This window comes from Thermoplasmatales archaeon (assembly GCA_026127925.1).
Taxonomy (GTDB): Archaea; Thermoplasmatota; Thermoplasmata; order Thermoplasmatales; family Thermoplasmataceae; genus JAKAYB01.
Genome location: JAJSLM010000001.1, coordinates 240,276 through 267,019 on the forward strand (window position 1 = coordinate 240,276; position 26,744 = coordinate 267,019).

Below are 26,744 nucleotides of genomic sequence, written 5' to 3' on the forward strand. Positions count from 1 at the left end.
ATTTATAAGCAAAAATCTCTCTTGGATATTAAGCTCGTTTACTACTCCATGAATCAAAAACCCCCAGTCTATCAGGATGAATAGATAAAACAAGGAAACCTGCGAATCCTTTTATTTGTTACGGTGATTTCTTAACAATGGAACCCGTGAAGACAGGATATAGCAAAAACTTCTTGTTCAGCAGGAAGCGTATCACTATCATTTCCATTATAGTCATTATTTCCGTTACCGGTTTCTTTGTGGGGACCCATATGGAAACACAAAATACTGTCAATGTAATGTGGCTTAGTATTCACACTCAATACACCGGATCCGACCATTTCTTTGGTCCAAATGTACGATACGTGCAACAAGATTTTCACACTCTTAACTCAGGAACTGGGGAAACATTCTCATTTTCTGTCACAAATTATGGTCATAGTACTCATGAGATAGCTGGTGCTTTGATCACCACAAGTGGCTTTCATCTTATTGAGGTTATTAGCGGCATAAATACGCCAATCCATCCAGCCCAAACAGTCATCATAAAATTAGAGGTTATGACTCCTCCTACGGATTATGCAGGGAATCTCAATATTACGCTTTCTACACTATAATGTAACTTTATTTTTAGCGTATATATTTCATTCGTCGAGCATCCTCGAAACCAAATAAACCTAACATATTAGGCTCTGTATGTAAATTTCTCAAATCGTTAACTATTTGAAGCGATGTCCATTGCATAATCCAACCGTTTACGTTTCTCTGCAAATTACCTCAGCCTGTGAGTACAACTGTATGCATTGCATAATAGACTCAAAACATTTCCCTTCTCCAGATGAACTGTCTCTTGATGAGATAAAAACCATCATACATGAACTTTCAGTGGCAAAAGATATTTCCCCGGTGATAATTTTTACGGGTGGAGATCCCATGTTGCGAAAAGATCTCAGGCAAATGATCAGCTTCTCTGTTAGCGAAAATATTCGTTACTATGTCATGCCTTCTGCATCTCCGTTGGTTTCCGGCGAATTCATGAACTTTTTGTTGGAAAATAACGCTTCCGGGATAATAATGAGCTTGGACGGAATCAATCCAAAGATTCACGATGCAATCCGTAGAAGTTTGGGCCTGCTTGATCTCACTGTTTATCTGCTGAGAGAGGCGAAAAAACATAGACTTCGAACTGTTGTTTCTACAACAGTCATGAAACAGAACATAACGAATCTGCCTGACATAGCGGTCTTTCTTCATGATCTCGGAATAACTGACTGGGCATTGATATTCTTAGTAAATAAAGGACGCGCAAGTTCCTTGGAATCTATTAATGACGTGGAAAAGAAAGCAGTGCTCCGCTGGTCGAGATCTTTATTGCAATCCGGTATCAATACTCAACTCCTTGGCCTCACGGAGCATGATTATCTCGCGCACCAAGCAGACGAAGAGTTGGAGCTAAAATCCACTGCGCTTTTCGACTTTCTGATTAAAAAAACTTCAAGAATTATTTATCCGGAAAATCTGAAAAGGTTTGCAGGTAAGGAGAGCGTGCCTAATGAATGGCTTGAAATGTATGTTTCCAGCAATGGGAAAGTTTATGATTCAGTATTCAGTGGAAACATGATTGGGGATGTACGAAGGGATAAATTCAAGAATCTCATATCTAGAGCGCTGGTAAACGAATCCAAATCGATCCTTAATGATCTCGAATAGAATCAAGTGTAGATTAACTGGAGGAAAATTCCTGCAAGGTTCATAGATTTAACGTAACTTTTTTAACTGGTTTATTATTTTGTATAATCATAGGATTGAACAGAATTGTCTGAAAAAAGCAAAGGAGCCCTCGAAGTAACAGTTTCGGTAAAGAGATCAGACTGTCTGGTCACGAATCTTATGTCGGAGATGAGTAGTGGCTGTTCAGTAGAACGCCTTAAGATTGGAAAGAATACTACGATCCACAGAATTATTTGTTCAAACGATAATTTTGAAGACACCTATATTAGATTGAAAAAAATAAGTCTGAGCATTATAAGGGTCGGAAAGAACACGATATGGGCTGAAGTTCCGAGTTGTTCCGCGTGCAGGTATTTTTCATCATCGGATGCGGTCGTGTTGGGAACACGAAATATAAAAGAAGATGTTGTTGCCTTTCGATTGCTCATTCAAAACTCATACAGGCTTAAAACTATAGAAAAGACGCTTGAGCTGAGCGGGCTCATGCCGAAGATTGAGGATATTTCGCTGGAGAGCTCTGACGTATTGACAGAAAGGGAAAAGGAAGTTCTGGAAGCAGCATATTCACACGGATATTTTGATTCCGATAGGAAAATGACTCTCACCGAAATTGCTGAATCCATGGGCGTGTCCGCTGCCTCCCTCTCCGATGTCCTAAGGCGCGGTACAAAAAAGGTAATCAAATACTATCTAGAAAATCTCCTTCTGGATGGAAAGAAATGAAATACGGTGTGTTATGGGGGCGCATATCCTTCACCATCCCAAAAATGCTGTTTCGTTGTTGATAAACTAGAGAGAGCAGATGGTTTAATCTTGTTAAAATTTTTGAAAAAATTTCAATAATTAGTTGCTAAATTTATTAGCTACCAAGGAATATTGTATTGATATGTATGGGGTTTCGATATTCTAACCTTTTGAGAAATATCAGGCCGTCTGAAATCAGGCAACTTTCCAAGTATGCAGCCTCTAAGGACATTATATCCTTTAGCGGCGGTATGCCAAATCCGTTGACCTTTCCCATAGGGGACATGGAGAAGATCATGGACGACGTTCTTGAGGAGAGCGGCGACATTGCACTTCAGTATGGCAATACTGGTGGTCTCGACGCCTTGAAATCTGAGATTAAGAGGCTTATAAAAGAGACAGAAAACATAAACGTTGACGAGCAGGAAATAATCGTTACTTCAGGTTCCCAGCAGGGCCTCTACGAGCTTGGGAAAATACTTGTCAATCCCGGAGAGCCTATCATAACTGAAGAACCGACATATGTTGGTGCTATCTCAGCATTTGACGCGAATCTTGTCGATTTTCATTCCATAGATATGGATGAAGAGGGGATGAGAACTGATCTGACGGAAGACGTGGTGAAGAAGCTTGTTGCAGAAGGTCATCCTCCAAAGTTCATATACGTAATCCCGACATTTCAAAACCCAACCGGAATTACTATGAACGAGGATAGAAGAAAACACATTTTAGAAATAGCCTCACGATATGATATCCCGGTAATAGAGGACAACCCCTACGGTGAACTTCGATTCTCCGGACGGAGAATGCCCACTCTGAAAAGTTTAGATCAAGAAGGGCGGGTTATTTATCTTGGAACGTTTTCTAAGATCATGTGTCCCGGCCTGAGAATTGGATATACTGTGGCCCCAACCGAGTTAATCTCAAAGATCAATCTGCTTAAGCAGGCACTTGATCTCTCGTCCAGCACTTTCTCTCAGTTTGTTGCCTGGCAGTACTTGAAAAGGGACATCCACAAGAAGCAGATACCAAAATCTATAGTGTTATACCGCAAATTGAAAGACACCATGCTGGATGCGCTAAATGAATATTTTCCGGAAGGTTCCTCTTGGTCCAAGCCAGATGGTGGTATGTTTCTTTGGGCTACTGTTGATCCATCAATTAACACGACTGAGATGTTAAAGGAAGCCTTGCAAAGTGGTGTCATATATGTGAGCGGAAATGCTTTCTCTCCTGCAAAGAAGCAGTGGAACAGTATGAGGTTGAATTATACCTTCTCAGATGAAGCTGCTATCAGCTCCGGTATCCGTAAATTATCCGAACTGCTGAAGAAAAAGCTTTCTTATAACGAACAAGTATCTTCTGCGGGAAAATGAGGGCTGTTCTGGGGGGTACATTCTCGAGGCTGCATCTTGGCCACAAAGCCATGATCGATGCGGCTTTCAACGTAGCTGATGAAGTGATAGTTGGACTTACATCGGATAAGTATTTAAAGTCCCACAAATATTATCGTGCTCCAACCTACGGCTACAGGAAAGCAAGACTGGAGAAATATCTGTCTAAATTTAAAAGGTCATACTCTATTTACCCCCTTGACACCAAATACGGCAGCACGCTTTCCAGCAACGACTATGATTTTATCATCGTCTCGGAGGAGACTAAAAAAGTCGCATTAGACATAAACAAGAAGAGAACAGAGGCAGGTCTAAAACCCCTAACTATAGTATCTGTTCCAATTGTCCTAGCAGAGGACCTTTTCCCCCTGAGTTCAACAAGGATACTGAACCATGAAGTCAGATCAAATGGGCATAGGATATTGCCTGTAAGAATCGGTATCGCAACACAAAACGATCTTAAGGTTAACAGTGCCAGTTTATTCTTCAAAAGCATAATGAAAAATTTCATCGTAGAGAAGATCGACAAATATGATCTCGATACGGATCAACCACTCGCGAACGATACACAGAGAATGGCGCTAAAGAGGGCACAAAAGGCGCTTGGAGACAGAGACTATGGATTAGGTATTGAATCTGGTGTCTACAGGGATCCGGTGACAGGAAAATCGCTGGATTTCCATTGTTGCATTGTTGTTGACAGATACTCTAGGGCGACTGTAGGGTACAGCAGCGGCTTCGAGGTGCCTGAAAATATAGTATATTTAATAAAGAATGGCAAAAACGAATCAGATGCTTTTAAGGTTCTTTATGGTGAAAACAACATAGGAAACAAAGAAGGAATTGTTGGGGAAATCTCCAGAACAAAAGTTGTCAGGGAGCAGTTAATCATAGAGTCCATAAGGAACGCTTTTATTCCGCGTATCGGTCCTTCTTTTTATGACATGGACTTGAAAGTTCTCTGATCCATTGAGTCAAGCTCTCCCCAAAAGCTACTTAATGGTTAAGTAATAGTTATACATATTTGAATTGGAGAGAGCATGGTAACCAAGGAAGAGATATTAGAGCAGCTTAAGCAGGTCTCAGATCCAGAGATTGGGATGGACATAGTCAACTTAGGCTTGGTTTACGATATTCAGATTAACGGAGACAGAGTTTATATAAAAATGACAATGACGGCTCCAACCTGTCCGGTTACGCCGTGGATCCTTTCACAGGCTCAAACGATTGTGGAGAACATGGAAGGTGTTGAAGCCGCCGATGTGGAACTCGTATGGGAACCTCCTTGGAATCCATCAATGATGACTGATGAAGCTAAGGAAGCTCTAAATATGGGATAAATTTATTTTTTCCTGCGATGTATCCCCGGTCCTGTCGGTACGGTATTCGGTCTTATTGAATTTATGATTATAGCGAAGCTTGTATAAGAGGCGAAGAACGCGGCAAAGATTCCCATGTATCCGCCGACATGTGTTAATGTAATATTTGTGTAAATTGCTCCAAGACCCAGAAGCACGAAAGTTAGCCACAGTGTCAGGAATGTAAGATTTAGGGACACATTTGCCATCATCGCCCCTCCCCACATGTATAGCGTAAATATTCCCCAAAGGATCAGTGCCCATCCAATAGCGAAAGCAGGTGGCGCAACAACCAGGTGAGCAGCAGGCAATATATTCAACAGTGCATAGAATTCCCAAAAAGCACCATAGCTGGTGAACGCGGTAAAGCCAAACGTGTTGCCGCGTCGCATTTCCCAAGACCCTGCTATGAGCTGGGCAAGTCCACCATAGGCGATCGCAAGCGGAACTACCACACTTACGCTTGTTCCTCCGAGAAATCCCGCGTTGACAAAGCTCAATAAAAAGGTCGTAAAAGCGAAACCAGCCAGACCAAGTGGGGCTGGATCAGCCATGAGCGCCTTATCGAACAAGCCGTGTTCCGGAAAATCCGTCATATTTATTTACCTCCGATTTGCATAAAAAGTTAACTGAGATCTTTATTTAAAAGTTTGCAATACCATATTTCTCAAAGAATTCGATCAACAAATAATATATATCTTTATCAATTACAGTTAATCATGACAGAAGCAGAAGATGAAATTATAACTTTGCCGGTGGATGAAAGGTACCATACAGCGATAGAATCATACAAAAAGGTATATAAGGAATCCTTGGAGCAACCTGAAACTTTCTGGAATCGTGAAGCAGGCATAATAGACTGGTTCAAGAAATGGGATAAGGTACTGGACGATTCTAATCCACCATTCTTCAGGTGGTTCGTCAACGGAAAACTAAACGCTTCTTATAATGCGGTTGACAGGCATGTACTTGGTGGAAAGCGAAATAAAGTGGCTTATATCTGGGTTGCTGAGAACGGTGACGAGAAGATTGTTTCATATGACGGTTTATATTATCGTGTCAATAATTTTGCAAAGGCCCTTCTCGACATGGGGATAAAGAAAGGAGATCGAATTATTCTTTACATGCCTATGATCCTGGAAGCACCTGTTGCCATGCTTGCTGCTGCACGTATAGGTGCAACGTTTTCATTCGTTTTCGCTGGATTTGGTGCCTCTGCGCTTGCAGAAAGAATCAATGATTCTCGGGCAACACTCGTCGTTACTGCAGACGGCTCGTTCCGTGCAGGGAAAATTGTAAAATTGAAAGAGATCGTTGATGAGGCCCTTACGATGTCATCAACGGTCAAGACAGTCGTCGTGGTTAAAAGGACCGGTAAAGATGTCCCGATGCAAGAGGGGAGAGATGTATGGTGGGATGACGTTATGGGTCATGGGGCCAATTACGTGAAGCCAGAAGAAATGGATGCAAACGACCCACTGTATATCCTCTATACCTCAGGCACAACCGGAAAGCCAAAGGGTGTAGTTCACTCTACAGGTGGCTATTCTGTATGGGTTGCGAATACGCTGAAATGGGCATTTAATCCTGGTGACGATGACAGATGGTGGTGCGCTGCCGATATAGGTTGGGTTACAGGACACAGCTATATTGTTTTCGCTCCTCTCTTTCTTGGCCTGACATCGATAATCTATGAGGGTGCAATAACGTATCCTGCGCCCGATAGGCTGTGGGAAATAATCGAGAAGTACAGGGTGAACATGCTGTACACTTCGCCTACAGCGATCAGGACTCTGATGAGATATGGCACAAAATACCCGAAGATGCACGATCTCAGCACGTTGAAGGTCCTTGGAACCGTAGGTGAGCCGATAAATCCAGCAGCATGGAAATGGTATTTTGAGAATATAGGAGATTCAAAAACCCCGATCATCGACACGTACTGGCAGACAGAAACCGGTGGCTTTGTGATATCTCCCTCAAATGGACTCGGTCTTTCTCCGCTAAAACCAGGATCGGCAACATTTCCCGTCCCGGGAATTGATCCAACCATTCTTGACGAGAATGGCAAAGAGGTAAAAACCGGTCAAAAAGGATTCCTGGTTTTCAGGAAACCGTGGCCCGGTATGTTCATGACATTGAACAACGACGATGAGAGGTATAAAGAGGTGTACTTCAAAAAATATGGCATGTATTATACAGGGGATTATTCCGTCAACGATCACGACGGTTACTTCTGGTTGCTTGGTCGTGCCGACGAGGTACTGAAGGTCTCCGGTCACCGACTAGGCACCATTGAGATTGAGGACGCATTGATATCTTCCAACGAAGTTGCAGAATCCGCTGTTTTTGGCCGTCCCCATGAAGTGAAAGGTGACGCGATCATTGCTTTCGTGGTCCTGAAGGAAGGAGAGGGAGGTGATGGCGACATTGTTTCCAAACTGAGGAACCATGTAAGGGAAACACTTGGACCTATTTACACGCCAGACGAAATTCATGTTGTAGGTGCCCTTCCCAAGACAAGGAGTGGCAAGATCATGCGAAGAGTCGTTAAAGCAGTATTTCTCAATCAGGTTCCTGGAGACATTAGCACCTTGGAAAATTCGGTTTCTGTGGACGAGATCAAATCGGCTATAGAACTTGTAAAGAGAGAAACATCTCTCTAGAACAACTTTACTGCAAATTAGGCATAAAGCCCAGAGTCGTAAAATGAGCAGCTATAGCTTTGATTTTGGTATACGCAGAGAGCAGTGGAATCTGAATCAGGTTTAAATACTATTTAAATATCTCCCTCAAGTGTTTATATATGAGTGAACGTGAAAAAATTACCGTCGAAAATATAGTTGCTTCAACCTCTCTGGCTGAACATCTTGATTTGAGTAGAATCGCCCTGGCGCTGGATGGTTCTGAATATGAGCCGGAGCAGTTTCCAGGATTGATTTACAGACTGCACGAACCTAAGACAGCAGTCCTGATATTCAGGAGTGGAAAGGTAAATTGTACGGGTGCGAAAAACCTAGCAAATGTTAAGAAAACAATAGATATCATTATTAGCAAGTTAAAAAAGGCAGGGATCAAGGTTACTGATAAACCTGAGATTGTTGTTCAGAATATAGTCGCGGTTTATGATCTTGAATCCGAACTCAATCTAACAGACATAGCCATGTCATTGGGTTTGGAGAATGTCGAGTATGAGCCTGAGCAATTCCCGGGCTTGGTTTACAGGGTCGAAGAACCTCGTGTTGTTCTTCTCTTGTTCGGTTCCGGAAAGGTAGTATGCACCGGTGCGAAGGAAGAGAGTGAGATCGAGCAGGCTGTAACAAAAGTGAAGAAAGAGCTGCAAAAAGTCGGTTTGATCTAGACCGAATGCATCTAAAGACACTTTACATTCGGAAATTAAAAATCGTAATTGAAAATTCCTAAAATTTTATAAATTCTCTAAGAAACGACGTAGCGTAAATACCTCTTCCGAGGGTGAATTTAAAGCTTCCATCATTGTTTATTATAAAATTAACAGGTTTTGCGCTTATTATCCTTCTTTCTCCCTTGGAAGAAAGTTCAGGATGGTTCAGGATCTTGAACTGTTCCAGTTCAATTCTTTCATTCTCCAGAACACGTGCTTCTATCTCACCCTCATCCCCTTTTGGTATGACAGATTCATAGCCCGGAACGATTATCGTAGGCCTAATCTTGTCCGTAATAGACAATTGTTGAAGCTTATCCATGTTGTAACCGTTCTCCTTGATTTCTGAATCCTTTGCAGAATTAAACAGCTCATCTATCTTATACATAATATCTCCAGAAACAACTTTATCTAGTCTGCCAAACTTTAACAACCTTTCAGAAAGTACATTATTGAAAATGTAGCTCTGGTATGCGTGGACGAACATAATTGCAAGATTTCGAGGGAGGACAGAAAAAGCGTCCCTTATCTCTCCATGTGCGCAAAGATAACCTAAAAGTGAGCGTTCAAAGGAGAGATGTTTAGGAAATGAGTTCAAGGCAAGGCATGGATCGTTTGTTTCTCCGAATTGAACGCGATAATCCTCGGTGTCGATCTCTCTATCGTAAATGTAAGTTCTAACTGCCCTCTCAATGTCCCCTTCCAGTATCAGCCTTCCTATTTTGTGTGTGTTTGTCCTAATTTCTCCAAATCTCTGCAAGCCGAAAAAATTAGGGAAACCTCCGTTTTGTAACACTTCATCGTATATCCTGAGAATTTTTTCCCGATCGTTCTCGTCGTAATGAATGTTTATAGTGAAGGTGTTTCCTCTAAGATCACCCAGCTTAAGCATTCTGTTGCATTTAAAAATCTCCAGCACGTTGCAGTCCCTGAGCTCAACGCTGGATTGATCGATAGTCCCGTTTACTGTGAAATACTGTGTAGTTATCGCCCTTTTGTCCTTGGTTCCTGCGTATGTTATCCTTTTCTTGCTTATTTGCAGACGTCTTGCAAGAAAAGAAATGAACCTGTTTGTATCCCAGTTTTTCAACTGGATCTTGAGTGCAGTGTATTTCCCGTTAGGATCTTCATTCATGTTATCAGGTACCTCTTCAACAATGAAATCTTCCGGATCGAGTTTTATTGAACCGCCTACCTTCTCGTTTGGTGAGGAAGAGAAACCAGAGATCCCAACGGCTCTCTCTTTTGGTTCGTTATCTTTAGTCATTGTTTGTGTCCTACTTGAAATAATGAGGAAGTACTAAACACTGACCGATCTCCCCAGAGGTTCGCGTCACAGAATTTTGGATCCTACACGGACACCTGTAAAGAATTCAGTCTTGACGCAAATAAAAACATTCATTATTTAGTTTGCTTTATCCCAGCATGTTCAAAGATAAATTTAGTAAGATTCGGGAAGGCTTGACGTATGATGATGTTTTGTTGGTGCCGTCAAGAACAAGTGTAGAACCAAAAGAAGTGAAAGTTTTTTCAAAGTTTTCTAAAAACATCAACCTTAAAATTCCAATCGCTAGTTCACCTATGGATACTGTTACAGAAGAGAATATGGCAGTAGCGATGGCACGTAGCGGCGCGATCGGTATACTCCACAGAAATGTAACTGCGAACCAGCAGGCAGGTTTTGTTAGAGCAGTAAAACGGGAGGAATCGATCATAATAAGAAACGTTATGACAATAGCACCAGAAACACCAATATCGGAAGCAAAATCAATCATGGAATCCAAGAAAATTGGGGGTCTTCCAGTTGTGTTGGGTGAAAAGCTCGTTGGTATCGTTACAAAGAGAGATCTCGAGTTTGCCTCTAGAGACAAAAAGATAGTCGAAGACATAATGGTAAAGAAAGTAATTTCCGCAAAAGAGGAAATAAAAATAGACGAAGCACTTGAGATCCTTTACAAGAACAAGATAGAAAAGCTACCACTTCTCGACGAACAGGGACGGGTTGTTGGGCTTATAACAGCAAAGGATATAACAAAGAGGCAGAAATTTCCTGATGCAAGCAGGGACAAAGAGGGGAGGCTTCTTGTTGGTGCAGCTGTCGGCCCCTTTGACATCGATAGAGCAATAATGCTTGAGAAGGAGGGGGTAGACGTTATCGTTGTTGACACAGCACACGCGCATAATGAGAACGTTCTTCGTTCTCTGAAAAAAATGCGTAAAGAGATAACTGTTGACATTGTTGCAGGTAATATTGCTACTAGCGAAGCTGCAGAAGACCTGATTTCCATCGGTGTCGACGGTCTGAGAGTCGGGATCGGTCCGGGTTCGATTTGCACCACCAGAATAGTTGCCGGTATTGGTGTTCCTCAGGTTACTGCTGTATCTGATGTTGCAGAGATAGCACAATCTCACGGAATTCCAGTAATAGCAGATGGCGGAGTTCGCTTTTCAGGTGACATAGTGAAGGCCATTGCCGCAGGTGCGAATAGTGTAATGCTCGGATCGCTGCTTGCAGGAACTGAAGAAAGTCCTGGAACAGAGATAATATTGAGCGGGCGCAAATATAAGACATACAGGGGAATGGGATCAATAGGTGCAATCCAGGCAGGGATTTCTGACAGATACGGAAAACTTGGTGCAAACAAATTCGTTTCAGAAGGTGTTGAAGGTGCAGTTCCATACCGGGGGAAGGTCGAAGAGGTTCTTTTCCAACTCATAGGTGGCTTGAAATCTGGAATGGGTTACGTCGGTGCCCCGGATATTGAAAGTCTCAGGATGAACTCAAGATTCGTAAAAATAACTTCCAATGGTCTCAAAGAAAGTCACCCACATGATATACGTATCATCAGCGAACCCCCAAATTACCAGATTTATCAGGTATAACCTTATGAATCCAAGATACCTATTTTGTACCAATTAGGTTAAATACCTAATTTTACTCTTTAACATTATGAGAACTAAATCAATAGCATTCACAGTTCTAGTGTCTCTTGTTGTGGTAGCACTCCTGGCTTCATCTGCCGGGGCTTCGACAATTACAGCTACTATAAATCCAAAGGATAACTCAGCAACTGTGCAAGCAAAAATGATGGCCACACAAGAAATAAGCGGAAATAGCAGTAAATTTAAATTACTTGCTGAAGCAATGGGAAGCCATAATGAAAGTTTTACTTTCAGTTCAAATGTGAGCGTTAACTCTCAAGTCTACGCAGCATTCAATAGAAGCGTATCCGCGAATGCAAGTTCGGCTTACCTTCAGAACATATCATTCCAGTATTACGAGAATCAATCAGTGATAACCAGTGGAAATGAAACGCACATATTCATTAATACGACAATGGTGTTTTCAATGAACGTCACCGGCTTTATTCATGGAAGAACCGCGAATATGTCGTGGAGAGCATTCAACGTGACGAATAACGTATCTTACAACGGGTATTTGCTCAACAAAATTGAATTCCACGGTATGCTAACTGGCCGCAATATGCTAAATTTCCATGCCTTTGCCAAACCACTGAACACTTGGGACAGGTCTTATAACAGCGCTAAAAACATCACTACGTTTACATACAACGCAAACACAACGATAGATTATCATGGAACATTCACCAACCCCATGTTTGGTACAGTCTATTATAACGCAACAATGGACCCGGCATATACCGTAGTGACTCCAGGATATTCAACGGCATCAGGAAATAGCCTTACGGTGGGAAGCGCACCGCCTGCGTCTTCCAATGATGTATACTATTACATAGCAGCAGCAGTTGTGATAGTTGCAGTAGGTGGTTTCCTGTTCATGAATATGAGGAAGAGGCGTTAATCTTCCTTATTTTATAATTTGACAAAACAGAATCAGAAAGACCATTATCTAAATCTTTTAATATTTCAGCTATTTTTACAAAATTGTCTTTGAACTGTTCCATTTTTTTTGGATTCCGTAGTATTGCAGCAGGATGGTACTGAGGAGCGATTAATCTTCCGTCAAGGTATATTAGAGATCCTTCCAATTCAGAAATCCTTCCTAACTTCGTTCCAAGAATTATATTAAGTGACCGAATCGCAGAGTTACCCATGGGAACAAGAATTAACGGCTTCAGTATCGATATCTCTTCCTTCAGATAATCGGAACAAGATTTTATCTCAGTGATCTTTGGAGACTTTCCAATCTTTGGTCTGCACCTCACCGAGTTTGTGATGTATATGTCTTTTGACAGAATACCTGCGTAATTCAATGCTTTATTCAGTAAATTTCCACTTCGTCCTACAAAAGGTTTACCGACTTCGTCTTCCTTGGCTCCCGGCGCCTCGCCAATGATGACAAGTTTCGGCTTATCGGTGCCATAACCGCATACCGCTCTTTTTCTGGAAAAATATAGATCACACTTCTTGCATGATGTTATTAGGCTGCAGATATCTGTTAACGATTGCATTCTTCGGTTAAATCTGCGAGGCTATATTTAGACTTGTTGTATGGATCAAAATAATAGTTGGGAAACATTTCATTTTTTGCATCTAATATTTTGGAATCATTGAAACGCAAGATAGTTAAGACTAGAAAAAAAGTCCTTAATGAGAAAAAACCATAAACGATAAACGATTACATTGCAAGAATGGAGAAATTAGTAGCAGCAAACAGACAGGATGTGCTTGAATTCTTTCACAGTCACGGCATGCTAGTTTCACCAACAGCTCTTGACACCATAATAAAGGAAGGCTTGGGCAAATTTATTCCAAAGATGCTCTCCCAGGATGTCCTGGATCTTGGATACGTCGACGAGGCAACCATCAGGAAATTGATGATAGGAGATATAAAAACTGACCGGATGGATTTTGAAGTTGATCTACCCGATATAAGGATAAACAACTCTGTGGAAGATTTCCAGCAACTGTTCGTTAGCAGATACAAGAAAATCAGCAGGCTTATTAGCGTTTCAAGTTCAATGCGAGGTACTCTTGATATTAGAAGTGCCAAAAAAACCCGCGGTGAGGTAAAGGTAACTGGCATAGTGTACTCCGTTGATACCACAAAGAACGGCCATAAGAGAATAATAATAGAGGATACAGACGATTCAATCGCAGTTATGCTTCTAAAGAACAAGGGCCTGGATAATGAGTTGATACTCCAGGACGAGGTTATAGGGGTGATAGGAACAACCAGCAGTGGTTCCGGTGATACAGTTATATTTGCAAACGAGATCGTAAGACCAGACATACCGTACCGCGTGATTGAGGATAATGGTAAACCTCCGGTGTATGTGGCCTCAATATCTGATATCCATGTTGGCTCTAAAACATTCAGGAAAGACGATTTCAAGAGAGCAATGAACTGGATCTCTAGATCTGAAGACGAGGCCAATGAACTGAAATATTTGATACTGAGTGGAGATGTTGTCGATGGGATAGGCGTTTATCCTGGCCAACAGGATGATCTGGAGATTTTCAATCCTCTTGAACAGTATTCTAAACTCTCTGAATACCTGTCTGAAATTCCTGAAGATGTCACCGTTTTCATTCTCCCAGGGAATCACGACGTGGTCAGATTGGCGGAGCCGCAACCCAAATTTTCCGGAAAACTTAAGGAAATATTGCCGAAAAACGCTGTTCTTCTGCCTAATCCCTGCAATTTAAGGCTTGAAGAAAAGAATGTTCTCGTATATCATGGTATGTCGTTAAATGATATGGTTGAACTAATTCCAGGGGCAAATTTCACCACTATCGGGAAGGCTATTGAGGAGATGTTAAAAAGAAGGCATCTGGCTATAAAATACGGAGGCAACACTCCACTTATTCCTTCCGCTAATGATTATCACGTAATCGAGCAGGTTCCAGATGTTTTCATAACCGGGCATATACATTCTCATTATGTTGGAAACTACAGGGGTGTCAGGTACGTTAATTCTTCCACCTGGCAGTCTCAAACTGATTACCAGAGAATGATGAATTTTGCTCCGAACCCATCGATAATGACACTTTTTGATCTTAATTCAAAAACTACTATAATAAAAAATTTTGATTCAGGAAACTAAAAAGTTTTCTTAATAATTTCTTCGATTTCTTTCTTGAAAGTTTTTATTAGTTCATTGATCGCTTCGTCCTTGATAGATGTTGGGGTGCTAAGTAAACCCAATTCTGCAGTCACCTTAGTCATTCTCGCCATAGAATCATATTCTTTCAACTTACTCTCTAAATAAAGCTCCAGTACGGAAACAATTTCATTCTTTATTTCCTCGTTATCATTGATCTTTTTCTTAATGTATTCCTTTATCAGATCTTTCACGACATCTCTTATAGCTTCAAAATAGAGGTCTTCGGATGGCATAGTTCTCAGGAAGTTTTTAATGTACTTTTCAACCTGTTCGTCCATGATATGAACATTATGATTACATAATTAAAGTTTGGTCGCCGAAAAGGATGGAATAAAGACTTTAATTGTAGGCTGTTATACGTAATCGATTCAAATTGGTATCACCAGTTATAGCTAGAGGCAAGAAGGTATTCCTTTGCATTATAGACAAAAACGACATTCCCATAATATACGAAACGATCAATGACAGAGAGGTCAGAAGGTTCCTTAGGGACCCAGATGGAATTAACTATCTGGATGGAGAATTTAAGTGGTACGAAAATCTTGTGGATCATTCAGAATCTGACAGAGTTTTTGAAATACGATCGGTGCAGAATGATGAATTTATTGGTCTTATAGGCCTTCATAAGATTGACTGGAAAAACGGCAACGCATATGTTGGTTATATGTCAAGAAAGCAATTCTGGGGTAAGGGCTACATGACTGAGGCCGTTTCTTTGATCGATGATTATGCATTTAACGACATGGGAATGAGAAAACTTATTTCGTCCGTGTTTGAACCGAATGTGGCTTCAATTAAAGTTCTTCAGAAGAATGGATTCAAACAATCGGGTATATTTAGAGAAGTACGGTTACTGAGAGATTATGGCTACGTCAATGAGATTCACTTTGACCTGTTGAAAAAAGAATGGGAAGTAATGAAGAAAGTCGAGGCAGAAGAAAAATAGTATCATGTATCTGGTTTGCTCAACGGAACTAAATTAATTATTTATAACAAGTCCTGATACTGAAAGACTTAAATGCAATTCAAATGTTTGTTTGAGTTCATTTGTCCTATTGAGGTGTAATATTGAAGAGAAGTTCAAGAGACTGGAAGAAACGCGGAAAGATGCGCTGGAAATGGCGAAAGAAAAGAATTAGAAGATTGAAGCGATCAAGAAGAGCGAACAAAGAATAGGGGAGCATGGGGTAATCAGGCTATCCTACCGGGCTCCAGTCAGGTTATGATTAACTATGGGTCACCTGATTAATGATGAGTGACTGGATCTATGAACCGGAAGAGACCCGTAGATCTGGGTTCGAATCCCAGTGCTCCCATTAGGCATTCTTTTTTTAGTATAAACATAAAGTTTTCGCGCGGATCAGCGGCGTTTGCTTTAGATCAAGAGAATTGCTCTCTTTATATTCGGCATAGTTATAAGTCTCATGGACACATATTTTTCAGGTTTTCCGAATATCTTCGAAGCATCATGGATGTTGAAAATCTTGAATTTGTTTGAAATAAGGTAATTCATGAATTCTTCTCTTTTTATGCATATTAATACATTTGTATACTGTTAGACATACTTTCTTATGTATACGAATATACAAATGTAAACAACTTAGATGTACTTTACTTCAAGCAGGACGTTCATTGCCGTCTATCAAAATACCTTTGAGGGAGCGTCCAGTCAGACAAATGTGCAAAACAGTGAAATAATGTTAGTTTAGGTCTTTGGTTGAAATGTTAATGACACGCTGATGCCAAATGGGATACCCACACTTATGTCGAAATAAACCGCCCCGATCTTCTTGGATATCTCCTCCAGGTCACTCTGTAATCTCTTTATCCAGTCCGAAAAAAGCAAAATGAGATCTGGTCTTCTGCTAAGAATTAAACTTGCAAAATTGTTTATTTTCAATGTTTTTAAATAGGCGGAGAATGGATCAATGTCCTTCTCCAGCTTTATCTTCAAATCGCTGTAAAGCTCCTCTAAGAAATCCGGCAAATCTGCGAAATCTCCAGTCAGATCATTGCCTTGTAGCGTGCCGTTGTTCCATTTATTGTATAGGTCTTGAATCATGAATAAGACAATGGGGTGTTATTTATCTAAGTTTGCAATCTTTTAAGGATTTACCTATTATCCGGCAATTCATCATCGTTAAGCGTAAGCAACTCTAGAACAATTCACAACGGTCAATAAGAATATAATAAAAGTGCTAAATCATTATTGTATTAATATTTAATGTCAACAAAATTTGCTAATAAAGTATTTTATGTATATCTAAATATCTACTTATGCAACTAAGGGCTGTTTTTATAAGACCAAGCAATAAAACAGGCAGCGCTTATATGACTAAGTGGGGATTCCTCCCAGCACCGCTAGGTCTTCTTGCACTTGCCGGCGAAATCCTCCGAATCCCGGGAAGCGCCGTAAAGATTATCGATATGGAAGGTGACAATCTAACCATAAATGAGGCAATTGAAAGAACCTTAGAATTTAATCCAGACCTTGTTGGAATAACACTGCACGCTACTGCCGCGCATAACAATGCAGGATTTATAGCGCGTGCGATAAAGAATGCCAAACCCGACACGATCCTTGTAGCCGGAGGCCATCATGCGACGTTTCTTCCAAAAGAAATTATAGAATCAGGATTTGATATTTCCGTTCTGGGCGAGGGAGACGAGACAATTTTCGATATCGCAAATGCCATTATAAACGGAACAAGCTTTGCGGAGATTGACGGTATAGTGTATAGGAGTGACTCAAAAATCATAAAAACGCATCCGAGAAAACTTATAGGTGATCTTGATTCGCTGCCCTATCCTCCTCTTGAGCTTCTTGATGGTAGCAAGTATACATTCAAAGTTTTCGGGAGTGATGAAAAGGTAATGTGTCTTGAAACGTCCAGAGGATGTCCTTATGCTTGCGATTTTTGTTCGGTAACACCCACATGGGGAAACAAATGGCGGAACAAGTCTAATGATCGTATAATAGAGGAAATGAGAAGAGCAAGAACACTCGGCTATAACTGGATTTTCTTCACAGACGATATCTTTATAGTATATCCAAACGTGAAACAGAGAAAGGAACTCTTTGAGAGAATCATCGACGAAAGAATAGACATGAAATGGATCGTTCAGATGAGGGCAGATGTCACCGCTAAAAATCCAGATCTTATAAAACTTGCTGCGGATGCAGGAATGACCATCTCGTTCCTTGGAGTGGAATCCGGTAGCCCTGAAATACTGAAGAAAATGCATAAGGGTGAGTTTACCCCACAGTCTGTAGATGCAGTTAATATATTGTCAAGAAACAACATAGTCACTTTGGTTGGGATGATGGTTGGAGCCCCATATGAGCGACTAAGGGATGTTATCTCTACGATAAAATTCTCCAGGGCACTTGCTCGGGCAGGTGCAGATGCCATACAATTTTCCATATATACTCCACTTCCTGGAACACGCGTATTTGACAGCGCGCTTAGAGAAAACACACTATTTACCCTTGACTGGGATAGGTATGATGTTCTGACCCCCGTTATGGAGACAAATCTTGGACCAGTAATGGACCAGATAGCTCAGGCTTACGCTTATTATTCATTTTACCTGTACAAATTCTTCCGCGGAAAAATAAAGCAGATAAAACTAGAGGGGAGAAAACAGAAGCTGATCAATTCAGGAACCAGTTTCATAATGGAAATGATGCCTTCGTATATTCATGATTTTTTTAGTTTTCCCAGACTTTTGCTTGAGACCTATAATCTATATTGGTATGGCAAAAAGCATAAGCAGGAATTTTCCGCCAAGATCAAAGAAGCTCTTGAGACCTCTAACAAGATAATATATGATATGGACGGCACCGCTAAAAATCCATATTATTTGATCAAAGAGAATTGATTAGTAACTCCTTCCTTGTGAACGGGCTCGCCGGGATTTGAACCCGAGTCTTCGGCTTCGAAGGCCAACAGGATATCCTGGCTACCCCACGAGCCCAAGTGGTAATCAATGAACCGGTTAATTATTTTGTCTACTTCTTTTAGAATAGGTTTGTTAGATATAATTATCTAAGCCATTGGACCTGAACGGTAGGTCCTAAAATTACTTACGCCTCTTCTATTTTTGAGGCTTTTCTCGAAAACATCTTCAGAATATATCGAACCTGGTCGAAAAATGATGAAACACTCTTAGTAAGCTTTAGCGCTGCGTACGCCCAAAGGAGGGAGATTGCCAGAACAATAAGAGAAAATGATAGGTAACTTAGATATGCAGGGGGGGCCAGGTCAAAATAGATAGCAAATGAATCCAAGAAACCTATGGGAAAAGCGACAATGTATTTCCATGACTTTTTCAAAACAAACATTACTGCGAGGAAGCCCCAAATAGTATGGTCGATTAATGAAGATATGCGATCCAGTAGATGTGGAAGTAAGCCTGAAATATACGTAGAAATAACATTAATCTTCAATGGCAAAGCTGCTGGATTAAACTCTATTGTAAGAGTTACAGATATTATTCCCACTACGCCGAGGAGCACAAAATTTTCGCACATAGCAAGTTCAGGTCCCATTGCTATGGCGCTCTGTGAATCGAGATATTTTTTGAATATTAACGCAAAAATAAAGGCAAGTCCCATTTAAAAAAATACCGTTTGAGCTCCGACCGCTATATATGCCCAAATGCTTTGTTTTAAAAAAAAAGGCGCTAAACAATGCATCAGAGACTTCTTTCAAGAAAATGGCAAGAAAGTATGCAAATGCAGCGATTCCAAACACTAGAACAATACTCCTTCCTTTGCCACGACTTCCCATCATTGCCAATAAGGAAATGATGCCAACTAACAGAGATATAGCCGGAGAGAGAAAGTAAACAAAAAGAGAAGGCGGCACAGTCATAAGATCATCTCAATAACATTAAGGTGATGATCAAGACAACAAGAGGTAATGACATTAAAAGAATGAATACTAGGACCCCCTTTTTGTTTCCAAAGTTGATGGTATATCCAACTCCAAATCTCTTTGGAACGAAAATGCTATGATCGTGTTTGTTGTCATAGATCGCACCAGCCCTCCATTCCTTGTTGTCGTCTATGTTAGTTTCAAGTGATTTGGTTGCCTCTTCCCCAGTTCTCATGGCCTCCAGCTTTCTGCTCCCCATCTGACCATATCTTAGAGAAAATATTAATACGACCAGCAAGATCATAACTGGCCAGGCAATAATTATAATTATAAAACCCGGGTTCATACTAATAATGCCCCAGGTCAAAAGAGAGATGGACAATATCAGCAACTCAGATAATATACCAATGAATGCAAGCAACTCGATGGTTCTATTCCGGAACATTATCTGAGTTCTGTAGGAGTCTTTTGGGGCATAGGATTCAATGTCTATTTTAGATCGTGTCATAAGATAGCCAATAGACAGGAACATAGAAGCTATAACATAGCCGATTATAGGTAGAATAAGGACACTAAGATAAGTTTTTACAGCAAAACCGTTAGGCTTTCCATGGGCTCCAAAATGTATCGCCATAATATGTGGCAGCGTATGGTAAATCTCCATCCCAATCAGGGTTCCAATTATTGTGATAAATAGCATTGGAGTGAACATGAGAACTACGTGAACAGGTGATATATAATCGGAAATTGTTGCGTATGAAACCTGGTTGACGTTCGCGTACCATTCTTCTTCTTGCTCGATTTTTAGAAGTTTGTAATGTGCCTTAAGATATGCAACAAAATACACACCTATTTCGAGGATAACAATTCCAGTAGCAATTAAAGGGCGATCGAAAAGGATCACAAAAATCACTATTACTGGAGCAGAGTATAATAAAACGTCAACTGTATAGCCATTTCTGATCTTTGAAATTCTGGAGTCATCAATTTTGGAGGAAGGTATTCTGACGCCAAACTGGATAGTTTTCAACGTCAATTTTGGAATGATTAGGCCAAAGATCATAAGGAAAACAAGTAAAGAAAAATTCAACAAAAATTCGTAATTTATATACATTTGTATTCACTTTACATATCTTGGTCTAAAATTCGCTCTATGAGACGAATTATTGATTTCGAAGAAAACCCAGTAGCTTTCGCTTCAGATATCAATAATTTTTCGTCCTTTAGCCATTCTGATATAAATTTATCATTATTCTTTTTATCCTGACCAATGATGGTTTGCTTCCTTTCATTCCGGTGAGCAAAGTCTCTTTCTACAAGCATATCATACGCCCTGTTCACAGTGTGGTAGTTAACGGAGAGATCAATGGCGAGTTTTCTGCTTGAAGGCAATTTTGAACCCTGCTTAAGAGTTCCTTTAGATATCAATTTAACAATCTGCCAATAAATCTGAAGATAAATTGGCATTTCAGAGTCGAATTCTATCTTTATTAAAATGTCCTCCATATCAAGACATGTATAACATATATTTAAGGGCTGTTATATTGTCGCTATAACAGAAAAATTCCTTTTTTATGAATCGTTGTTTCTAATTATTTCTACCATTTATAACTTAGCGGCAAGATGGCATTATCGCCTCTAAATACAATATTCACTGGATTCTGACTTATGGACTGGAAGATAAAATTTGCAGAGCGATGGCAGCTGCAGCTATGTAACTGGGATTGCTGCACCATCACCTCTTGGATCGGCACCACCACAGACAACATCATTGCTATCTAATCCAACAATCTGAGCATGCCCAAAAAGGGAGGATAGTGATTCTTTCTTAACTGGTAAGAGCCCATGTAGATTCATTGATGAGAGTCGGTCAAAAGCCTCCTCCTCTATGATTATATGCCTAGGCTGCTCATATATCGTGTGCGGAAAAGCCCATCTTGGAGAATCAAGTGCTGTCTGTGGGCTCATCTTCGATCTAAGCAGGTCTTGAATAAGTTGAAAATGGATCTGTGGCTGGATATCGCCGCCCATCGTCCCAAGAGAAAACCTGAATTTTCCTTCATATTCTATCATTGCTGCTGAAAGTGTATGGAAGGTCCTTTTGTTTGGTTCTAAAACATTTTTATGTGCCTTGTCCAGACTGAAATAACTGCCTCGGTTTTGCAAAATAAAACCAGTTCCTTCAGGAGAGACTCCTGAACCGAATCCTAGATAGTTGCTTTGAATCATGGATATGGAGTTTCCATCACTGTCGGCGATGCAGAAATATGTCGTATCTCCCTGACTGTGTTTATGATTCTCTTCTTCCATTATTTTGTTATTTTCCTTCAAAATTTTCTCCGAGAACTTTCTTGTAAGGAAGTACTTTGGGGGCTCGTAGAAGTCCGGATCGGTAATCTCCTTGCGTTGACGGTAGGCGATGATTCCGGCAAGTAGATCCTGTGAAAAATTGTCCGATCGGTTGTTGGCTCCATTTTCTTCGATTAATTTCAAAACATCCAGCCAGAGCAATAATGTACTTCCCTGACTGTTTGGCGAGGTCTCATATATTGTGTGTTCGTGATATTCTGTGCTCATGGGTTTACCTATGGTAACTTTATGAGCCTTGAAATCCTCCTCATCAAGCATCACCTCTGTTCCTTTTAGTCCTGAAATGATCTTGTCTGCAAGATATCCTCTATAAAAAGTATTGGGACCTTCCTCTGCTATCAGCTTCAGGCTCCCTGCCAGCAAGGGTTGTTTGAACACAGATCCAATGGCTGGAAAAACTGAATTTGGGGCAAAGAGTGATGACCAGTTGTATCTACTAAGAGCAGGATACGACTTCTCTACAGACTCTCTATATTTGAGAGTTATAGGGAACCCATTTTCGGCCAAATCTATTGCTGGAGCTATAAGTTCAGGGAGATCAAATGAACAATATTTATCAAAGATCTCTTTCCACCCACTTACGAGTCCGGGCACTGTCAAAGCGGAAAGCGGTCCTCTTTCTGGGATGTGATTAAGCCCCCTTTCCGTGTAATTTGATATGGCAGCATTGTGTGATGACCTGCCGCTACCATTTATGTCGATTATAGGCTCACCATCCACTCTCACCAAAGCAAACATATCCCCACCAAGTCCACAAAGGTTATTCTGCGTAACACACAGCGCGGCGCTGGTCGCTATTGCAGCATCAAACACGTTGCCTCCTTCTCTTATTATGTTACTTCCTATTATCGAGGCCTGCAAGCTTGAGGATGAAACGACCGCATTTTGCGAGTAGGCGTCGGGTCTTGTTTGAGATTTCATGAAATCAGAGACCACTTATATTTGGAAGGACTGGCCAGGTTCTAGAACCATTACGACTGACGAGTTTCCAACAAGTTTCTTGAATTCGTTTGGGTCCTGAGAAATTGCAGGAAACGTACTGTAATGCATGGGAACGGTAATTTTGGCACCTATAAGTTTTGCAGCAATCGCAGCCTCCTTCGGGCTCATGGTATAATATCCTCCAATAGGTAGAAGTGCGACATCAGGGTGATACAACTCGCCTATATATTTCATATCTCCAAACAGTGCAGTGTCCCCTGCATGATATATCGTTTTTGAATCGCCAGATACCAGCACTCCACTCTCATTTCCACTGTGAACGGCAGCAGTTAGGCCAAATTTTACTTCGCCAAAATCGGTCATGCTGCCCTTATTCAAACCAATAAACTGTTCCTGCGGTATTCCTTCGGTATCGAGCTGCGATAGCCCAAACATTCCGACAATTTTTGCCCCAGTTCTCTTCGCAATCTTAAACGTATCTCCAACGTGATCAAAATGATTGTGCGTTACAGCGATATAATCCACCTTTTCAATATCTGATTCTTTCATAGCAGATTTTGGATTATCTGTAAGAAAAGGATCAATTAATACCCTCACTTTAGAGAAATCGATCATCCACGCAGCGTGTCCCAACCATTTCAACGCAACCATAATAGCACCAATAGAGTTAATGCATTCTGCTTTAAATTTGTTGCTGAAATCTGTGGCCCTTCAGCGCAGTATGCCTTTTCGGAAAAGATATGGTGTGCAGGTAGATGTAATACCTTTGAAGATACACATCTTAGTGTTTTGCGTTACATCCACTTTATAACGAATGGTCCCTAATTGCTTCCATTTTTCATTAAAAATAGCATCCTCTGCTTTTTGGTCTTCCATAGAAGAGCACAATATGATTTACCTTACAGGATTGTGAAAAAAGCGAATTATTAAAATATTAGCTGTTGGGAATAGAAAGCAATTAATATATTAGTCATTCATTACGTTCTCTATGCCCAAGAAAGTAAAGGAGATCATGACTAAAGATCCGATAACACATAAAGTCCCCAGTAATGTTTCGGATATAATTAAAATCCTGATCAAGGAAAACATAACAGGGCTACCCCTAGTGAATTCTTCTGGCAAATATGCAGGGATGATCAGTAGAAGGGACGTGTTCGATCATCCGGATGAGACTCAGACAGCGATAGTTATGAGACGCGCTAAACCTGTTTCTGTTAACGATTCTGTTGAAGTGGCGGCTAAGGAAATGCTTTTGCAAAACAGGAGGCATCTTGCAGTCGTAGACTCGAGTAAAAAGGTTGTCGGTATATTAACCCCCCAGAACCTTCTTCCTGTTGTCAAAGAACTACACGGCAGTGAAAAGGTTAAAGACGTATTGAATTCAATTTCTGTTCCACTCTGGGAAAATACCCCGATAAATGTTGCTTCTTTTACCATGAGACTGTCACGCGTTTATTCATGTCCAGTCGTGAACGAGCGGGGCGAACTGCTGGGCCTGATAACCGATAGGGATATATTTGATAAAGTAAACATAAAGTCTAGTGTCATATTGACAGAAACTGGCATGGCTGATGATGAAGATCCATGGTCATGGGACGGAATACGGAATGTGGTTACATATGTCATAGAGAAAAGCAATATTGAACTTCCCAAAAAGCCAATCAAGAGCATAATGATCAAGAACCCAGAGATAGCCACTACCGTTGACAAGATTTCTTCTGCTGTCGGGAAGATGGAGAAGGGCAACTACAATCAGCTTCCGGTAGTTGATCATCAAGGGAAGCTTGTTGGCATGCTTTATGATATCCAGATAATGCGAATATTCGAAACGAAGAAAGTCCAATAGGAGTGTGAGTAAACTATTAGCGTTTACGAGAACATTGTCGAACTTGCAAAAAGGCGTGGGTTTTTCTGGCCATCTTTCTCAATTTATGGTGGAGAATCCGGTCTATATGATTACGGGCCTCTCGGTGTCCTGTTAAGAGACAATATTGTTAACCTCTGGAAGACGTCATACTTAAGGGAAGATGCCGTCTTTATTGATACACCGGTCATGGTTCCCCACACTGTTTTCAATGCCTCTGGCCATATAGCCAGATTCTATGATATAGGTTCTGAATGCTCAAATTGCCATACGAAGCAAAAGCTGGAATCTATCTTGAAATACAACAATCTCGATTTGCCTGTGGGCGACATAGCTTCTGCACAGAACGTACTGGACACTCACATAGTTAAATGTCCTGTATGCGGAGCGCGTATTACGGAAGCAAAAGAATTTTATCAGATGTTCAGACTTCCAAATCAGGGCTCTTCAGGCGATCTCTACCTCCGGCCCGAAACTGCTCAGGGAATTTTTGTCAATTTCAGGCTTCTCAATAACGCGAACAGAGGTAAGATTCCCATGGTTACCGCCCAGTACGGAAAGGGTTTCAGGAACGAGATATCTCCTCGACAATCGCTCATAAGACTGAGAGAATTCAGCCAGGGCGAGGTTGAGGTATTTGTCCATCCGGTGAAGAAGTACTGGAAAGATCTGGAAAGACAAAAGAAGATAACCGTTCTGACAAAGGATGGAAAAGAGCTGGCAGGTAGTGTATTCGATCTATACTCCTCTGGAATTCTGAGCAGCAATGCACTCTCGTACTTTGTAAATAAGACTTATGAACTGCTTGCTAGCGCAGGCATTAGTCCTGGCCAAATACGGTTCCGGCAGCATCACGATGATGAAAGGGCCCATTATTCCAGGGACTCTTGGGATGCAGAAGTTCTACTCGACGGGGAATGGATAGAACTCGTGGGCATAGCGGATCGGGATGATCTAAAAAATCATGAAACCGCGTCTGGCGAATCTATGCACGTAAAGGTTGGTGAAGAGGAATTTATTCCCTCAATAATAGAACCCTCTTATGGTATCGACAGAATAGTGCTTGCCGTAATGATGCATTCATACTATACAAGGGAGAATGGCTATAAGGTTCTGCGGCTGAAACCTGCGATAGCGCCATACCATGCAGCAATCCTTCCTCTGGTGAACAAGGATGGCATAGATACAATGGCTGAAGAATTTTTCGAGAAATTGAGGATAATAGATCCATATGTCGTCTTCGACAAGTCCGGATCAATTGGCCGGAGATATGCAAGACAGGATGAGATCGGTACACCGATAGGCATAACCTTTGACAGAGACACTCTAAACGACGATAACGTAACTATTAGGGATCGCGATACAACAAAACAGGTAAGGATAAAAAAAGACGATCTCTTAAAAAAATCTCTGACGGTAGATCTTCCAGGGATTATTCAAGCATCATAATCTTTATAACGCCTATGGGGCAGGAGTCTTCCGCCTCCTTATTTTCAGAGTACTCTTCATCGCTTATTGTTTTCTTTTTGTACTGCGCTTTTCCATTGGCGTCCATGTACCAGTTGCTGCATAATGCGGTACAGATGGCATCCCCTATACATTTTTCCTTGTTTACAGATACTGAATATTTCATTTACCTTTTTCTCCTTTTTGATAGTCCTTAATGCATTTTTTCAAGGCGTTTACAGCCAGAAGGGCACATTTTTCCCTGCTCGGGCCAAGACTGATGCCAAGAGACTTAATATATTTGTCCTCATCAATATTTTTGGCATCCTCCAGGGCCATTCCCTTAACCGTATCCGTGAGAATGGAAGCGGATGCCTGGCTAATAGAGCATCCGCGCCCGATGAATTTAGCATCCGCAATCTTTCCATCTTCAACGCTGATTGTAATCTGTATCGTGTCGCCACAAACTGGATTATACTCGATGATCTTGGAAGTTGCATTCTCAACTACGCCATAGTTGTGAGGATTCCGGTAATGATCCATT

General features: G+C 41.0%; 29 protein-coding genes and 2 tRNA genes. 17 read left to right on the forward strand and 14 right to left on the reverse strand.

Translation table 11 applies throughout. The features are described from left to right. The first annotated feature begins 137 nt into the window (after positions 1 to 137). From LVQ96_01215 to LVQ96_01240, 6 genes are all read left to right on the forward strand, one after another. Positions 138 to 596 (forward strand): hypothetical protein, encoded by a 459-nt coding sequence (locus LVQ96_01215; protein MCW6169775.1) that lies wholly within the window; start codon positions 138 to 140, stop codon positions 594 to 596. 181 nt (positions 597 to 777) lie between these two features. Then, a complete protein-coding gene (locus tag LVQ96_01220) occupies positions 778 to 1,689 on the forward strand; it encodes a radical SAM protein (GenBank protein ID MCW6169776.1) in 912 nt (303 codons plus the stop codon). Between the two features lie 105 nt (positions 1,690 to 1,794). After that, complete coding sequence (locus LVQ96_01225) at positions 1,795 to 2,433, forward strand: helix-turn-helix domain-containing protein (GenBank protein ID MCW6169777.1); 639 nt, start codon at positions 1,795 to 1,797, stop codon at positions 2,431 to 2,433. 167 nt (positions 2,434 to 2,600) lie between these two features. Next, complete coding sequence (locus tag LVQ96_01230) at positions 2,601 to 3,830, forward strand: PLP-dependent aminotransferase family protein (protein ID MCW6169778.1); 1,230 nt, start codon at positions 2,601 to 2,603, stop codon at positions 3,828 to 3,830. After that, positions 3,827 to 4,813 (forward strand): pantetheine-phosphate adenylyltransferase, encoded by a 987-nt coding sequence (locus tag LVQ96_01235; GenBank protein MCW6169779.1) that lies wholly within the window; start codon positions 3,827 to 3,829, stop codon positions 4,811 to 4,813. The genes LVQ96_01230 and LVQ96_01235 overlap by 4 nt, the downstream gene beginning before the upstream one ends. 75 nt (positions 4,814 to 4,888) lie before the next feature. Then, the gene (locus LVQ96_01240; protein ID MCW6169780.1) at positions 4,889 to 5,188 is read left to right on the forward strand and encodes a metal-sulfur cluster assembly factor; all 300 of its coding nucleotides are present in this window, start codon (positions 4,889 to 4,891) and stop codon (positions 5,186 to 5,188) included. A 2-nt stretch (positions 5,189 to 5,190) separates the two neighbouring features. Here LVQ96_01240 and LVQ96_01245 read toward each other — a convergent pair whose 3' ends face one another. Continuing rightward, positions 5,191 to 5,802, reverse strand: coding sequence for an acetate uptake transporter (locus LVQ96_01245; GenBank protein MCW6169781.1), 612 nt, complete (start codon positions 5,800 to 5,802; stop codon positions 5,191 to 5,193). Between the two features lie 123 nt (positions 5,803 to 5,925). Here LVQ96_01245 and acs point away from each other — a divergent pair, with 123 nt between their 5' ends. Beyond that, positions 5,926 to 7,872, forward strand: coding sequence for an acetate--CoA ligase (gene acs / locus LVQ96_01250; protein MCW6169782.1), 1,947 nt, complete (start codon positions 5,926 to 5,928; stop codon positions 7,870 to 7,872). 140 nt (positions 7,873 to 8,012) lie between these two features. Continuing rightward, a complete protein-coding gene (locus LVQ96_01255) occupies positions 8,013 to 8,567 on the forward strand; it encodes a TATA-box-binding protein (protein MCW6169783.1) in 555 nt (184 codons plus the stop codon). A 58-nt stretch (positions 8,568 to 8,625) separates the two neighbouring features. Here the strand turns inward: LVQ96_01255 and truD are convergent, their stop codons facing one another. Continuing rightward, the gene (truD, locus tag LVQ96_01260; GenBank protein MCW6169784.1) at positions 8,626 to 9,876 is read right to left on the reverse strand and encodes a tRNA pseudouridine(13) synthase TruD; all 1,251 of its coding nucleotides are present in this window, start codon (positions 9,874 to 9,876) and stop codon (positions 8,626 to 8,628) included. A 158-nt stretch (positions 9,877 to 10,034) separates the two neighbouring features. Between truD and guaB the strand changes: the two genes are divergently transcribed. Together guaB and LVQ96_01270 are read left to right on the forward strand one after the other, a co-directional pair. After that, positions 10,035 to 11,492 carry an IMP dehydrogenase gene (guaB, locus tag LVQ96_01265; GenBank protein MCW6169785.1) on the forward strand — a complete coding sequence of 486 codons (1,458 nt, stop codon included), beginning with the start codon at positions 10,035 to 10,037 and terminating at the stop codon, positions 11,490 to 11,492. A 67-nt stretch (positions 11,493 to 11,559) separates the two neighbouring features. Then, on the forward strand, positions 11,560 to 12,432 hold the full coding sequence (locus tag LVQ96_01270) for a hypothetical protein (GenBank protein MCW6169786.1): 873 nt from the start codon (positions 11,560 to 11,562) through the stop codon (positions 12,430 to 12,432). Here LVQ96_01270 and LVQ96_01275 read toward each other — a convergent pair. Then, complete coding sequence (locus LVQ96_01275; GenBank protein ID MCW6169787.1) at positions 12,407 to 13,042, reverse strand: uracil-DNA glycosylase; 636 nt, start codon at positions 13,040 to 13,042, stop codon at positions 12,407 to 12,409. The genes LVQ96_01270 and LVQ96_01275 overlap by 26 nt on opposite strands. A 180-nt stretch (positions 13,043 to 13,222) precedes the next feature. On the opposite strand from LVQ96_01275, the gene LVQ96_01280 reads away from it, so the two are divergent. Further along, positions 13,223 to 14,638 carry a DNA-directed DNA polymerase II small subunit gene (locus LVQ96_01280; GenBank protein MCW6169788.1) on the forward strand — a complete coding sequence of 472 codons (1,416 nt, stop codon included), beginning with the start codon at positions 13,223 to 13,225 and terminating at the stop codon, positions 14,636 to 14,638. On the opposite strand, the gene LVQ96_01285 is transcribed toward LVQ96_01280, so the two are convergent. Further along, positions 14,635 to 14,976: a nitrite reductase gene (locus LVQ96_01285; GenBank protein ID MCW6169789.1), complete on the reverse strand. Its 342-nt coding sequence runs from the start codon at positions 14,974 to 14,976 to the stop codon at positions 14,635 to 14,637. The two genes, LVQ96_01280 and LVQ96_01285, sit on opposite strands and share 4 nt — an antisense overlap. Positions 14,977 to 15,071: 95 nt before the next feature. On the opposite strand from LVQ96_01285, the gene LVQ96_01290 reads away from it, so the two are divergent. Together LVQ96_01290 and LVQ96_01295 are read left to right on the forward strand one after the other, a co-directional pair. After that, the gene (locus LVQ96_01290) at positions 15,072 to 15,644 is read left to right on the forward strand and encodes a GNAT family N-acetyltransferase (GenBank protein MCW6169790.1); all 573 of its coding nucleotides are present in this window, start codon (positions 15,072 to 15,074) and stop codon (positions 15,642 to 15,644) included. A 230-nt stretch (positions 15,645 to 15,874) separates the two neighbouring features. Next, a tRNA-Trp gene (locus tag LVQ96_01295) sits at positions 15,875 to 16,014 on the forward strand. Between the two features lie 59 nt (positions 16,015 to 16,073). Here LVQ96_01295 and LVQ96_01300 read toward each other — a convergent pair. Together LVQ96_01300 and LVQ96_01305 are read right to left on the reverse strand one after the other, a co-directional pair. Beyond that, the gene (locus LVQ96_01300) at positions 16,074 to 16,211 is read right to left on the reverse strand and encodes a hypothetical protein (protein ID MCW6169791.1); all 138 of its coding nucleotides are present in this window, start codon (positions 16,209 to 16,211) and stop codon (positions 16,074 to 16,076) included. A gap of 192 nt (positions 16,212 to 16,403) precedes the next feature. Next, complete coding sequence (locus LVQ96_01305; GenBank protein ID MCW6169792.1) at positions 16,404 to 16,760, reverse strand: hypothetical protein; 357 nt, start codon at positions 16,758 to 16,760, stop codon at positions 16,404 to 16,406. A 269-nt stretch (positions 16,761 to 17,029) separates the two neighbouring features. Here LVQ96_01305 and LVQ96_01310 point away from each other — a divergent pair, with 269 nt between their 5' ends. Continuing rightward, positions 17,030 to 18,580 carry a B12-binding domain-containing radical SAM protein gene (locus LVQ96_01310; protein ID MCW6169793.1) on the forward strand — a complete coding sequence of 517 codons (1,551 nt, stop codon included), beginning with the start codon at positions 17,030 to 17,032 and terminating at the stop codon, positions 18,578 to 18,580. Positions 18,581 to 18,602: 22 nt separating this feature from the next. Here LVQ96_01310 and LVQ96_01315 read toward each other — a convergent pair. Both LVQ96_01315 and LVQ96_01320 read right to left on the reverse strand, forming a co-directional pair. Beyond that, positions 18,603 to 18,676, reverse strand: a tRNA-Arg gene (locus tag LVQ96_01315). A gap of 109 nt (positions 18,677 to 18,785) precedes the next feature. Next, entirely contained in the window at positions 18,786 to 19,316 is a 531-nt protein-coding gene (locus LVQ96_01320) for a hypothetical protein (protein MCW6169794.1), read from the reverse strand. 35 nt (positions 19,317 to 19,351) lie between these two features. On the opposite strand from LVQ96_01320, the gene LVQ96_01325 reads away from it, so the two are divergent. Beyond that, positions 19,352 to 19,549: a hypothetical protein gene (locus LVQ96_01325; GenBank protein ID MCW6169795.1), complete on the forward strand. Its 198-nt coding sequence runs from the start codon at positions 19,352 to 19,354 to the stop codon at positions 19,547 to 19,549. A gap of 30 nt (positions 19,550 to 19,579) precedes the next feature. Here LVQ96_01325 and LVQ96_01330 read toward each other — a convergent pair whose 3' ends face one another. The 4 genes from LVQ96_01330 to LVQ96_01345 form a co-directional block, all read right to left on the reverse strand. Next, on the reverse strand, positions 19,580 to 20,692 hold the full coding sequence (locus LVQ96_01330; protein MCW6169796.1) for a DUF5808 domain-containing protein: 1,113 nt from the start codon (positions 20,690 to 20,692) through the stop codon (positions 19,580 to 19,582). An 11-nt stretch (positions 20,693 to 20,703) separates the two neighbouring features. Then, entirely contained in the window at positions 20,704 to 21,084 is a 381-nt protein-coding gene (locus tag LVQ96_01335; protein MCW6169797.1) for a GntR family transcriptional regulator, read from the reverse strand. A 204-nt stretch (positions 21,085 to 21,288) separates the two neighbouring features. After that, complete coding sequence (locus LVQ96_01340; protein MCW6169798.1) at positions 21,289 to 22,869, reverse strand: gamma-glutamyltransferase family protein; 1,581 nt, start codon at positions 22,867 to 22,869, stop codon at positions 21,289 to 21,291. 15 nt (positions 22,870 to 22,884) lie between these two features. Next, the gene (locus tag LVQ96_01345) at positions 22,885 to 23,541 is read right to left on the reverse strand and encodes a metal-dependent hydrolase (protein MCW6169799.1); all 657 of its coding nucleotides are present in this window, start codon (positions 23,539 to 23,541) and stop codon (positions 22,885 to 22,887) included. A 337-nt stretch (positions 23,542 to 23,878) separates the two neighbouring features. On the opposite strand from LVQ96_01345, the gene LVQ96_01350 reads away from it, so the two are divergent. Beyond that, on the forward strand, positions 23,879 to 24,736 hold the full coding sequence (locus LVQ96_01350) for a CBS domain-containing protein (protein ID MCW6169800.1): 858 nt from the start codon (positions 23,879 to 23,881) through the stop codon (positions 24,734 to 24,736). Between the two features lie 81 nt (positions 24,737 to 24,817). Beyond that, positions 24,818 to 26,203 (forward strand): glycine--tRNA ligase, encoded by a 1,386-nt coding sequence (locus LVQ96_01355; GenBank protein MCW6169801.1) that lies wholly within the window; start codon positions 24,818 to 24,820, stop codon positions 26,201 to 26,203. Here the strand turns inward: LVQ96_01355 and LVQ96_01360 are convergent. Together LVQ96_01360 and LVQ96_01365 are read right to left on the reverse strand one after the other, a co-directional pair. Beyond that, a complete protein-coding gene (locus LVQ96_01360; GenBank protein MCW6169802.1) occupies positions 26,187 to 26,387 on the reverse strand; it encodes a ferredoxin in 201 nt (66 codons plus the stop codon). The two genes, LVQ96_01355 and LVQ96_01360, sit on opposite strands and share 17 nt — an antisense overlap. After that, positions 26,384 to 26,743, reverse strand: a complete 360-nt coding sequence (locus tag LVQ96_01365; GenBank protein ID MCW6169803.1) for an iron-sulfur cluster assembly scaffold protein — start codon at positions 26,741 to 26,743, stop codon at positions 26,384 to 26,386. The genes LVQ96_01360 and LVQ96_01365 overlap by 4 nt, the downstream gene beginning before the upstream one ends. Position 26,744 lies beyond the last annotated feature (1 nt).

Excerpts from the sequence above, each read along its gene's own strand:
- LVQ96_01215 (MCW6169775.1), top strand. The coding sequence starts at position 138 with ATGGAACCCGTGAAGACAGGATATAGCAAAAACTTCTTGTTCAGCAGG.
- LVQ96_01220 (MCW6169776.1), top strand. The coding sequence starts at position 778 with ATGCATTGCATAATAGACTCAAAACATTTCCCTTCTCCAGATGAACTG.
- LVQ96_01230 (MCW6169778.1), top strand. The coding sequence starts at position 2,601 with ATGGGGTTTCGATATTCTAACCTTTTGAGAAATATCAGGCCGTCTGAA.
- LVQ96_01235 (MCW6169779.1), top strand. The coding sequence starts at position 3,827 with ATGAGGGCTGTTCTGGGGGGTACATTCTCGAGGCTGCATCTTGGCCAC.
- LVQ96_01240 (MCW6169780.1), top strand. The coding sequence starts at position 4,889 with ATGGTAACCAAGGAAGAGATATTAGAGCAGCTTAAGCAGGTCTCAGAT.
- LVQ96_01245 (MCW6169781.1), bottom strand. The coding sequence starts at position 5,802 with ATGACGGATTTTCCGGAACACGGCTTGTTCGATAAGGCGCTCATGGCT.
- acs (MCW6169782.1), top strand. The coding sequence starts at position 5,926 with ATGACAGAAGCAGAAGATGAAATTATAACTTTGCCGGTGGATGAAAGG.
- LVQ96_01255 (MCW6169783.1), top strand. The coding sequence starts at position 8,013 with ATGAGTGAACGTGAAAAAATTACCGTCGAAAATATAGTTGCTTCAACC.
- truD (MCW6169784.1), bottom strand. The coding sequence starts at position 9,876 with ATGACTAAAGATAACGAACCAAAAGAGAGAGCCGTTGGGATCTCTGGT.
- guaB (MCW6169785.1), top strand. The coding sequence starts at position 10,035 with ATGTTCAAAGATAAATTTAGTAAGATTCGGGAAGGCTTGACGTATGAT.
- LVQ96_01270 (MCW6169786.1), top strand. The coding sequence starts at position 11,560 with ATGAGAACTAAATCAATAGCATTCACAGTTCTAGTGTCTCTTGTTGTG.
- LVQ96_01275 (MCW6169787.1), bottom strand. The coding sequence starts at position 13,042 with ATGCAATCGTTAACAGATATCTGCAGCCTAATAACATCATGCAAGAAG.
- LVQ96_01280 (MCW6169788.1), top strand. The coding sequence starts at position 13,223 with ATGGAGAAATTAGTAGCAGCAAACAGACAGGATGTGCTTGAATTCTTT.
- LVQ96_01285 (MCW6169789.1), bottom strand. The coding sequence starts at position 14,976 with ATGGACGAACAGGTTGAAAAGTACATTAAAAACTTCCTGAGAACTATG.
- LVQ96_01300 (MCW6169791.1), bottom strand. The coding sequence starts at position 16,211 with ATGAATTACCTTATTTCAAACAAATTCAAGATTTTCAACATCCATGAT.
- LVQ96_01305 (MCW6169792.1), bottom strand. The coding sequence starts at position 16,760 with ATGATTCAAGACCTATACAATAAATGGAACAACGGCACGCTACAAGGC.
- LVQ96_01310 (MCW6169793.1), top strand. The coding sequence starts at position 17,030 with ATGACTAAGTGGGGATTCCTCCCAGCACCGCTAGGTCTTCTTGCACTT.
- LVQ96_01320 (MCW6169794.1), bottom strand. The coding sequence starts at position 19,316 with ATGGGACTTGCCTTTATTTTTGCGTTAATATTCAAAAAATATCTCGAT.
- LVQ96_01325 (MCW6169795.1), top strand. The coding sequence starts at position 19,352 with ATGCCCAAATGCTTTGTTTTAAAAAAAAAGGCGCTAAACAATGCATCA.
- LVQ96_01330 (MCW6169796.1), bottom strand. The coding sequence starts at position 20,692 with ATGTATATAAATTACGAATTTTTGTTGAATTTTTCTTTACTTGTTTTC.
- LVQ96_01335 (MCW6169797.1), bottom strand. The coding sequence starts at position 21,084 with ATGGAGGACATTTTAATAAAGATAGAATTCGACTCTGAAATGCCAATT.
- LVQ96_01340 (MCW6169798.1), bottom strand. The coding sequence starts at position 22,869 with ATGAAATCTCAAACAAGACCCGACGCCTACTCGCAAAATGCGGTCGTT.
- LVQ96_01345 (MCW6169799.1), bottom strand. The coding sequence starts at position 23,541 with ATGGTTGCGTTGAAATGGTTGGGACACGCTGCGTGGATGATCGATTTC.
- LVQ96_01350 (MCW6169800.1), top strand. The coding sequence starts at position 23,879 with ATGCCCAAGAAAGTAAAGGAGATCATGACTAAAGATCCGATAACACAT.
- LVQ96_01360 (MCW6169802.1), bottom strand. The coding sequence starts at position 26,387 with ATGAAATATTCAGTATCTGTAAACAAGGAAAAATGTATAGGGGATGCC.
- LVQ96_01365 (MCW6169803.1), bottom strand. The coding sequence starts at position 26,743 with ATGGATCATTACCGGAATCCTCACAACTATGGCGTAGTTGAGAATGCA.